Origin of the sequence: Curtobacterium sp. MCPF17_001 (assembly GCF_003234615.1) — a bacterium.
Lineage (GTDB): Bacteria > Actinomycetota > Actinomycetes > Actinomycetales > Microbacteriaceae > Curtobacterium.
Map to the genome: position 1 here is coordinate 1 of NZ_QKSL01000030.1, position 8,304 is coordinate 8,304.

Annotated in this window: 7 protein-coding genes; 3 read left to right on the forward strand and 4 right to left on the reverse strand. The window is 71.7% G+C overall.

What is annotated here, in order from left to right; translation table 11 throughout:
• Positions 1-45: 45 nt before the first annotated feature.
• On the forward strand, positions 46-330 hold the full coding sequence (locus DEJ24_RS16345) for a protealysin inhibitor emfourin (protein WP_111079624.1): 285 nt from the start codon (positions 46-48) through the stop codon (positions 328-330).
• Between the two features lie 104 nt (positions 331-434).
• Here DEJ24_RS16345 and DEJ24_RS16350 read toward each other — a convergent pair whose 3' ends face one another.
• The 3 genes from DEJ24_RS16350 to DEJ24_RS16360 all read right to left on the reverse strand — a co-directional run bounded on the left by DEJ24_RS16350 (position 435) and on the right by DEJ24_RS16360 (position 4,009).
• Positions 435-2,693 carry an ATP-binding domain-containing protein gene (locus DEJ24_RS16350; RefSeq protein WP_111079626.1) on the reverse strand — a complete coding sequence of 753 codons (2,259 nt, stop codon included), beginning with the start codon at positions 2,691-2,693 and terminating at the stop codon, positions 435-437.
• Between the two features lie 102 nt (positions 2,694-2,795).
• On the reverse strand, positions 2,796-3,638 hold the full coding sequence (locus DEJ24_RS16355) for an aldo/keto reductase (RefSeq protein ID WP_111079628.1): 843 nt from the start codon (positions 3,636-3,638) through the stop codon (positions 2,796-2,798).
• Positions 3,638-4,009: an FKBP-type peptidyl-prolyl cis-trans isomerase gene (locus DEJ24_RS16360; protein WP_111045050.1), complete on the reverse strand. Its 372-nt coding sequence runs from the start codon at positions 4,007-4,009 to the stop codon at positions 3,638-3,640. The genes DEJ24_RS16355 and DEJ24_RS16360 overlap by 1 nt, the downstream gene beginning before the upstream one ends.
• Before the next feature lie 87 nt (positions 4,010-4,096).
• Here DEJ24_RS16360 and DEJ24_RS16365 point away from each other — a divergent pair, with 87 nt between their 5' ends.
• Both DEJ24_RS16365 and DEJ24_RS16370 read left to right on the forward strand, forming a co-directional pair.
• Positions 4,097-5,410, forward strand: a complete 1,314-nt coding sequence (locus DEJ24_RS16365) for an MFS transporter (RefSeq protein ID WP_258374867.1) — start codon at positions 4,097-4,099, stop codon at positions 5,408-5,410.
• 21 nt (positions 5,411-5,431) lie between these two features.
• Positions 5,432-6,508, forward strand: coding sequence for a YihY/virulence factor BrkB family protein (locus DEJ24_RS16370; RefSeq protein ID WP_111079632.1), 1,077 nt, complete (start codon positions 5,432-5,434; stop codon positions 6,506-6,508).
• Between the two features lie 98 nt (positions 6,509-6,606).
• Here DEJ24_RS16370 and DEJ24_RS16375 read toward each other — a convergent pair whose 3' ends face one another.
• Positions 6,607-8,118 carry an aspartate ammonia-lyase gene (locus DEJ24_RS16375; RefSeq protein ID WP_258374868.1) on the reverse strand — a complete coding sequence of 504 codons (1,512 nt, stop codon included), beginning with the start codon at positions 8,116-8,118 and terminating at the stop codon, positions 6,607-6,609.
• Between the last annotated feature and the right edge of the window lie 186 nt (positions 8,119-8,304).

Here is an 8,304-nt window from a genome sequence, read left to right on the forward strand (position 1 = left end):
GCGCCGGGGTGCGGGGGCGGGCACGGAGGGCGTACGTTGCGGGGCATGCAGATCGTCGTGCGCCGCAGCGGAGGGTTCGCCGGCATGACCCGGGCCTGGCGGCTCGACACCGACGACCGGCCGGACGCCGACCGGTGGGCCGAGCTCGTCGGCGCGCTCCCCCGAGACCAGGTACCGGCGACGGACCCGGCTGCGGGCGACGCGGTCCGGGACGACTTCGTCTGGACGGTCACCGTCGCCCGGACCACGGTCACGATCCCGGGTCGTCGACTGGACGGGCCCTGGGCGACGCTCGTGGCGCAGGTGCGGGACCAGGGCGAGCCGGCCTGACGGACGCGGGCCGGGCCTCCCGGCCATGCCGCCCGTCCTGCTCCTCAGGTGACGTCGATGACCGTCAGGTGACGTCGATGACCGTCAGGTGACGTCGATGACCGTCAGGCGACGTCGATCACCGTCAGGCGACGGGTGGGGCGGGTCATCGCGACGTAGACCGCCGCAGCCGCACGGGCGGCGTCGGACCCGACGCGGTCCGGGTCGACGAGCAGCACGCCGTCGAACTCCAGGCCCTTCGCATCGGCACCGGTGAGCACCGTCACCGAGCCCGGGCGCGGTGAACCCAGCCCGCGGACGTCGGCCTCGGTGCGGGCCAACCGCGCACGCACGGCGGCGACGTCGGCCTCCGGCACGATCACGCCGATCGTCCCCGAACCGATCAGGTCACGCTCGCTGTCGACCCGACGGGCGACGGTGTCGAGCAGGTCCGATCGGTCGACGTGCAGCCGCTCGACGGGGTCACCGTCGCGGACCGCCTCGTTCGCGGTCACCGTCAGCCCGACCGAGGCGGCGAACGCCCCGGCGGCCTCGACGATGGAGCGCGGTGTGCGGTAGTTGACGGTGAGTTCCTCGAGCCGGGAGTCCAGCGGCACCTGCGGCGCACGGCCCCGGCGACGGCGCGAGAGCGCGCCGCGGACGTCGTCCCACGTCCGGGCGGCACCGGGCGAGGAGCCCTGCGCCATGTCGCCGACGATCGTGAAGGAGCGCAGCGGGTTCCGTCGGGCGAGGATCCGCCACTGCATCGGCGAGAGCTCCTGCGCCTCGTCGACCACGATGTGCCCGTAGGTCCACTCGCGGTCCTCGGCGGCGCGCTCGGCGGTGGAGCGGGGGTCGCCGTTCTCCGCGAAGGCCCCGGCGACCTGTTCGGCGCTGACGATGCCCTCGACGCCCATGTTCTCGATGGCCTGCCGGGCGTTCTCGATGTCGCGGTTCCGGCTGGCCTTGGCCTGGCGCTTCGCCGCACCACCGGTCGGGTCGAACTCCCCGAGGAGCTCGGCCGCCTCGTCGAGGAGCGGGACGTCCTCCACCGTGAACGCGGCACCACGCTCGCGTCGGAGCAGTTCCCGGCGCTCCGGGGACCAGTTGGGGGTCAGCGACGCCAACCAGTTCGGACGGGCGAAGAGGTCCTCGACGAGCTTCTCGGCGGGCAGCGGCAGCCACGCCGTGTTGAGCAGGACGCGGGCGTCGTACGAGCTGCGGATGTCCTCTCGGAGGACCTTCTCGTCGGCCTCGTCCACCGTCGTGCCGCGCTGCCGGAGCTGCTCGGCGAGCAGACGGGTCATGGCGTCGAGCGCGTTCTTGTTGAACGACACCCGGGCGACGTTGTGCGGCTTGCCGCGGTCCTGGGCGCGACGCATCGCCTCGGCGACGAGCTGCGGCGGTACGACGAGTCGTTCACCCTCGACGTCGAGCGTGACGGACTCGGACGGGACGACCTGGCGCGAACGCACGGCCCGGCGCAGCAGGTCGGCCATCTCGCCGGAGCCCTTCACGGCGGCGACGTCGCGCCTGTCGTGCACGGTGGTGTGCAGCCCCGGGTAGAGCGAGCCGAGGGAGGCCATCACGACGCCGGTCTCGCCGAGGGACGGCAGGACCTGCTCGATGTAGGTGAGGAACGCCGGAGACGGGCCGACCACGAGCACCCCGGAGCCCCGGAGCCGCTCGCGGTACGAGTAGAGCAGGTAGGCGGCGCGGTGCAGCGCCACCGCGGTCTTCCCGGTCCCGGGTCCACCCTGGACGATGAGCACGCCCTCGAGCGGGGAGCGGATGATGCGGTCCTGCTCGCCCTGGATCGTGGCGACGATGTCGGTCATCCGGCCGGTGCGCTCGGCGGTGACCGCGGCGAGCAGCGCGCCCTCACCCTGCAGGTGGGTGCGCTCGTCGTCGTACAGGGTGGCGTCGAAGACCTCGTCCTCGACGCCGACGACCGTGCGGCCCTCGAGCGTCAGGTGTCGGCGGGCGCGCATGCCCATCGGATGGGCCGCGGTGGCCTGGTAGAACGCACTGGCACCGGGCACCCGCCAGTCGAGCAGCAGCGGACGGTGGTCGGCGTCACGGAGACCCACGCGACCGATGTACCGGAAGGCGTCCTCGTCGGCCGGCGGGTCCTGGACCTCGAGCCGGCCGAAGACGAGCCGGTCGCCGACGCGTTCGAGCGTGGCGACGGTGTCCTCGTAGAGCCGGGCGAACGCGTCGCGCTCGCTGCGGCTCTGGTGGTTGCCGCCGACGGTCTGTCGACGGGTCTCGGCGAGTCGCTGGGCGGCCTCGGCCGTCAGCTCGTCGAGTCGGTGGAACAGACCGTCGACGTAACCGCGTTCACGGTCGATCTCGGTGGGTTCGGAAACACGCGCTTCGGACACTCGCAACCCTTCGGGACAGGGGGACCAATCGTATCCCCCCGCCCCGGTCGGCTTCGACTCGATCGCGGCCGCGACCGCGACCGCGACCGCGACCGGTCGCGACTACATCTCTTCGTGCGTGTCCGGGTCGCCGTCCCAGAGCCGACCGCGCTCGAGCGCGGAGATGGCCTGGACCTCGTCGTCACTCAGCGTGAAGCCGAACACGTCGAGGTTCTCGCGCTGCCGGTCCGGGTCGCCCGACTTCGGCACCGGGACGGCACCGAGCTGGACGTGCCAGCGGAGCACGACCTGGCCGGCCGACACCCCGTGCGCGTCGGCCGCGGCGGTGACCGGTGCCTCCGTGAGGAGCTCGGACTGCTTGGCGAGCGGGCTCCAGCTCTCGGTGACGATGCCCAGCCGCTGGTGCACGGCACGCAGCTCGGACTGCGGGAAGTACGGGTGCAGCTCGACCTGGTTGACGGCCGGTGCGACCCCGGTGGCGTCGATGATGCGGTCGAGGTGCTCCGGCGTGAAGTTCGAGACACCGATCGAGCGGACCTTGCCGCTGTCCCGCAGGTCGACGAACGCCTTCCAGGTGTCCACGAACTTGCCCACCGACGGGTTCGGCCAGTGGATCAGGTACAGGTCCAGGTGGTCGAGCCCCAGGTTCGCCAGGGTCTCGTCCACCGAACGGTGCGCCTCGTCGTAGCCGTGGTGGCGTCCCGGGAGCTTCGACGTCACCACGAATTCGTCACGCGGCACGTCGGCGCGGCGGACCGCTGCACCGACGGCGTCCTCGTTGCCGTAGTTCAGCGCGGTGTCGAGCAGGCGGTACCCGCTCGTGATCGCCGCACCGACCGCGGCGATCCCCTCGTCGCCGTCCAGCGAGTACGTGCCGAGGCCGAGCGCCGGGATCCGGTGCCCGTCGTTCAGCTCGAGGGTCGGGACCTCCGGGACGCCCGCCATCAGCGGACGCCGAGCAGGTCGATGACGAAGATCAGGGTCTTGCCGGACAGGAAGTGTCCGCCGCCGGCCGGGCCGTAGGCGAGCTCCGGCGGGACGACGAGCTTGCGACGGCCGCCGACCTTCATGCCGGGGATGCCCTCCTGCCATCCGCGGACGAGGGCCGCGAGGGGGAAGTCGATCGGTTCGCCACGACCCCAGGAGCTGTCGAACTCCTCGCCGGACTCGTACTCGACGCCGGCGTAGTGGACCTTGACGGTCGAGCCGGACTCGGCGACGGCGCCGTCACCCTCGACGATGTCGGTGATGACGAGGTCGGTGGGGGCCGGGCCCTCGGGGGCGTCGAACTCGGGCTTGCTGTTCAGGTCAGTCATGCTCGTCAGTCAACCAGAGAACGAAACCCGGCCCCGCAGGCGGCCTCCAGGCCACAGAATGGTTCCACCGTGACACCAGAAGCCCCCGTGGACGCCCCCACGAAGCCCCACCGTTCCCTGTTCGCCGACCTCACCCCCCTCCGCCGCTCCCCCGCGTTCGCGCGCCTGTGGATCGGCAGTTCGATCGCCGGCATCGGCACCATGATGACGAGCGTCACCGTGGGCCTCGAGGTGTACGAGATCACCCGCTCCACCTTCATGGTGTCGCTCGTCGGCGTGATCTCCCTGGTGCCGATGATCCTGGCCGGCCTCTACGGCGGGATGCTCGCCGACGCGTTCGACCGCCGCACGGTGGCCCTCGTCTCGGCCGTCCTGGCGTGGGTGACCACCGCGATGATCGCCGCCCACGCCTGGCTCGGACTCGACAGCGTCGTGCTGCTGTACGTCCTGGTCACCGTGAACGCCGTCGCCGGGACCGTGATCGGAGCGTCCCGCGCGGCGATCGTGCCGCGCCTGGTCGGCATCGAGCTCCTGCCTGCGGCGAGCGCCCTGAACAGCATCAGCGCCGGGTTCTCGGTCACCGTCGGACCGGCGGTCGGCGGCGTGCTGGTCGCCGCGTTCGGCTTCGCGCCGACCTACACGGTCGACGTCGTGCTGTTCAGTGCGGCGTTCCTGGGCGTCATCACCCTTCCCCGGATGGCTCCCGAGCACGACGCGCTGCGCCCCGGGCTGTCGTCGCTGATCGAGGGGGCGAAGTTCCTCCGACGCTCCCGCAACATCACGATGACGTTCGTGCTCGACATCATCGCCATGACGTTCGGGCAGCCCCGCGTGCTGTTCCCCGCGATCGGCGCCCTCGTGGTCGGCGGCGGCTCGATCACCGTCGGGGCGCTCACCGCGGCGTACGCGATCGGTGCGCTGCTGTCGGGCATCTTCTCCGGGCCGCTCGGCCACGTCCGACGGCAGGGCGAGGCGGTCGGTTGGGCGATCACCGTCTACGGCGGGGCGATCGCGGCGTTCGGTGTCGTCGTCGCCTGCGCGCACCTCCTGGGCGGGCGGCCGTCCGAGACCTTCTCGACCGGCATCCTGCCGGCGCTGGTGCTGTGCGCGCTGTTCCTCGCGGTGGCCGGCGGTGCGGACAACGTGAGCAGCGTGTTCCGCGGGACGATCCTCCAGGCCGCCGCGCCGGACGGTATGCGCGGACGACTGCAGGGGATCTTCATCGTCGTCGTCACGGGAGGCCCGCGCGTCGGCGACCTGTACGCCGGCCTCGTCGTCGCGGCCGGGTTCGCCTACCCGCCGGTGATCGGCGGTGTCCTCATCATCGCGCTGGTCGCCCTGCTGCTCCGGCTGGTGCCGTCGTTCCGCCGGTACGACGCACTGCACCCGAACGCGAACTGACAGAGCCGGTACCGTCGACCCATGCCGGCGAGCCGAGAACGCGACCTGCGCCGCTCGGGGGTCCGGGCAGTGGTGCGTCGGACGTACCACTCGGTCATCCGGCACCGGGTCGTCGACTCCGCCGCGTCGCTGACGTTCTTCGCCCTGCTCACCGTGTTCCCGACGGCGCTGACGGTGGTGTCGATCCTCGCGGTCGTCGACCAGGGCGGCGACAGCGTGGCGGACATCGTCGGCGTCCTCGGTGTCCTCGTGCGACCGGAGACGGCCGAGCACCTCGAGACCCCGCTCCGGCAGCTGCTGACGCTCGACAACCCGTGGCTCGGCGCGACCGTCGGACTCGTCCTGACGCTGTGGTCGCTGTCCGGGTACGCGACCGCGTTCGGCCGGGCGATGAACACCGCCTACGAGGTCGAGGAGGGCCGGCGGATCTGGAAGTTCCGCGGCATGATGCTCCTCGTCACGCTGCTGGTCATGGTCGGCGGTGCCGTCGCGCTCGTGATCCTGCTCGGCACCCCGATGATCTCCGCCGCCGTCGTGCAACAGGTCGGCTGGCCGTCCTGGGTCGACGACGTCTGGAACGTGGTGAAGTGGCCGGTGCTCGCCGCGGACCTGGTCGTCATGGTCGCCGTGCTCTACACCGCCACCCCCAACGTCAAGACACCGCAGCTGCGGTGGGTGTCCGCCGGTGCCGGCTTCGCGATCGGCACCTGGGCGCTCGCCACGGTCGGCTTCGCGCTGTACGTGGAGACGATCGGCGGCGGCAACCGGGCGTACGGCTGGCTCGGCGGAGCGCTGCTGCTGCTCGTCTACCTGTACATCTCGAACTTCGTGCTCGTCGTCGGCGGGGAGCTCGACTCCGAGGTGATCCGGATGCGGCAGCTCCTCGCCGGCATCGAGGCCGACGAGACCATCCGCCTGCCGCTCCGCGACGTCACCCGGAACTTCACACTCGCCCGGTGGCGGGACCAGGACATCGCGGCGGCGGCGCAGGTGCGGGCCGCAGCCGCCGAGCTGCCCGACGACGAGGACTCCCCGCGGGACGAGGAACTCCGGCGCGTCGCGGGGCAGGTGCGCGCGGGCGAGCGGCCGATGCCGTGAGCTGCGCGCCGTCGGGAGCAGCGCGCCGTCAGGGCGTCTGACGGACGGGAGGCTCGTGACGGCGTCGCCACGGGCCTCCCGTCCGGTGGGTCCCGCTGTCAGACCTGCGGCGGACGCGGTGCGACGTCGCGGGCGTGCTGCTCGAGCATCGCCTCGGTGATCACCGGCATCGCGCCCGTCGCGAGCTCGATGCCGGACAGCCGCGCCGGGCTGAGGACCCGGTGCACCTGGTGCTCGTCCATCAGGCCTGCCGCGATCACCAGCGTCGAGATCGGGGTCGAGGTCGTCAGCGCCGTGTGCGCGATCGACGCCGCCGCCGCGTAGCCGATGTACGGCGTCAGCGCCGTGACGACGCCGACGTTCGTGTCGACCTGTGCGGCGAGCTTGGCCTCGTTCGCCTGGATGCCGGTGACGCAGTGCTCGCGGAGGGTCGCACACCCGCGGGCCATCCACTGCAGCGACTGCAGGATCGAGTGGGCGATGATCGGCTCGAACGCGTTGAGTTGGAGCTGCCCACCCTCCGCCGCCATCGTCACCGTGGTGTCCGCGCCGGCGACGGCGAACGCGATCTGGTTCACGACCTCCGGGATCACCGGGTTCACCTTGCCCGGCATGATCGAGGACCCGGCCTGGCGGGGTGGCAGGGTGATCTCGCCGAGGCCCGCCTGCGGACCCGACGCCAGCAGTCGCAGGTCGTTGCAGATCTTCGACAGCTTCATCGCACTGCGCTTCACGGTGCCGGAGAGCGTCATGAACGAGCCGGCGTCACTCGTCGCCTCGATGAGGTCCGGTGCGGTGACGACGTCGACGCCGGACGCGACGGCGAGCTGCCTGCGGACCTCGTCGCGGTAGAGCGGGTCCGCCGTGATCCCCGTGCCGATCGCGGTCGCGCCGAGGTTCATCTCGCAGAGGAGCGGCACCACCCGGCGGAGTTGGACGACGTCCTCCTGGATGGTGTGCGCGAAGCCCGTGAACTCCTGGCCGAGGGTCATCGGCACCGCGTCCTGCAGCTGCGTCCGACCGACCTTCAGGACGTCGGCGAACGCCTGCCCGCGCTCGGCGAAGGCGGCGGACAACTGCTCGAGCTGGTCGGCCAGGCGGCGCACCCCGTAGATCATCGCGATCTTGATGCTCGTCGGGTACGTGTCGTTCGTCGACTGGCTGCGGTTCACGTGGTCGATCGGGTGCAGGTAGGCGTAGTCCCCACGCTCGCGGCCGAGGAGCTCGAGGGCCCGGTTCGCCAGGACCTCGTTCGTGTTCATGTTCGTGCTCGTGCCTGCGCCACCCTGCACCACGTCGACCACGAACTGGTCGCGGAGGGCGCCGTCACGGACCTCCTGCGCGGCCCGGTCGATGGCGTCGGCGCGCTCGTCGTCGAGGACCCCGATCGCCCGGTTCGCGCGCGCCGCCGCCTGCTTCACCGTCACCAGCGCTGCGACGAGGTCCGGGTACACCGCGATCGGGACGGAGGCGATCGGGAAGTTCTCCATCGCCCGGAGGGTGTTGATGCCCCAGTACGAGTCGACGGGCACCTCCCTCGAGCCCAGGGAATCGGTCTCGGTGCGGGTGGCAGCGCTCGTCACGTTGTGTTCCTCTCCGTCGCGGGTCACCTTCCGAGGGTAGCCCGCGACCGTCCGGCCGGTGCGGAAAGGGGCGGGTGCGGGTGCGGGTGCGGGGCGGGGCTTGCGTGTGACGGATGCACCACGGGTTCGTGCCCGCTCGCCGTCTACCGGACGGGAGGTGCGCGGCGGGCTGGTCCCGTGCCTCCCGTCCGGCTCACGTGAGCGGGCGGAATG

Bases quoted from the DNA above. Each gene is read 5' to 3' on its own strand.
- DEJ24_RS16345 (WP_111079624.1), top strand. From the start codon at position 46: ATGCAGATCGTCGTGCGCCGCAGCGGAGGGTTCGCCGGCATGACCCGG.
- DEJ24_RS16355 (WP_111079628.1), bottom strand. From the start codon at position 3,638: ATGGCGGGCGTCCCGGAGGTCCCGACCCTCGAGCTGAACGACGGGCAC.
- DEJ24_RS16360 (WP_111045050.1), bottom strand. From the start codon at position 4,009: ATGACTGACCTGAACAGCAAGCCCGAGTTCGACGCCCCCGAGGGCCCG.
- DEJ24_RS16370 (WP_111079632.1), top strand. From the start codon at position 5,432: ATGCCGGCGAGCCGAGAACGCGACCTGCGCCGCTCGGGGGTCCGGGCA.